Source organism: Pediococcus pentosaceus (assembly GCF_001437285.1).
Lineage (GTDB): Bacteria > Bacillota > Bacilli > Lactobacillales > Lactobacillaceae > Pediococcus > Pediococcus pentosaceus.
Window position 1 is genome coordinate 1 of the sequence record NZ_JQBF01000025.1, and the last position, 793, is coordinate 793.

Sequence of the window (793 nt, forward strand, 5' to 3'; positions counted from 1 at the left end):
GGATATCTTAGAATAACTCAAGAACTTCGTCACCGAGGATTTTTAGTTAACAAGAAAAAAGTACAACGTTTAATTAGAAAACTGGATATCAGAGTTGAAACATATACTCGTAAATCACGTAAATATAGTTCTTACAAAGGTAAAGTTGGAACTGTAGCTAAAAACCTTATTAGGCGCCGTTTTTCAACCACTATAAGCCACCAAAAAATCACAACTGATACTACAGAATTTAAGTACTTCAAAACCGATACCTCAGGTATCGTTCAGACCAAAAAGTTATATTTAAATCCATTCATCGATATGTTCAATAGCGAGGTTCTTTCATATCGCATTTCCCGAAAACCAAACGCATCCATGGTCTTAGAAGGATTAGAAGAAGCCATCACAATCACGAACAATTGTCCATATCGACGAACCTTTCACTCAGACCAAGGATGGATTTATCAAATGAGAGCATATACAGATAAATTAGAGACTAATCATATTTTTCAAAGCATGTCCCGTAAGGGAAATTGTTTAGACAACGCCCTAATGGAAAGCTTTTTTAGCCAACTGAAACAAGAAATTTTCTATGGTAAAAATTATCATAGTTTTAAAGAACTAAAATCAGCTATCGACAATTATATTCAGTATTACAACAACGAACGGATAAAAAGAAAATTAAATTACCTAAGTCCAGTCGAATTTCGAAAAGCATCCCAAATTATGGCTTATTAAAATTAATTACGGCACAAAAAAAGAGCAGATATAAAATCTACTCTTCTAAAAAGTCTAACTTTTTGGGGTCACTACA

The 793-nt window shown here is 33.0% G+C and carries 1 protein-coding gene; it reads left to right on the forward strand.

What is annotated here, in order from left to right:
• The coding region (locus IV86_RS08550) for an IS3 family transposase (protein ID WP_056979577.1) at positions 1–717 on the forward strand (717 nt) is incomplete at its 5' end.
• Positions 718–793: the final 76 nt, after the last annotated feature.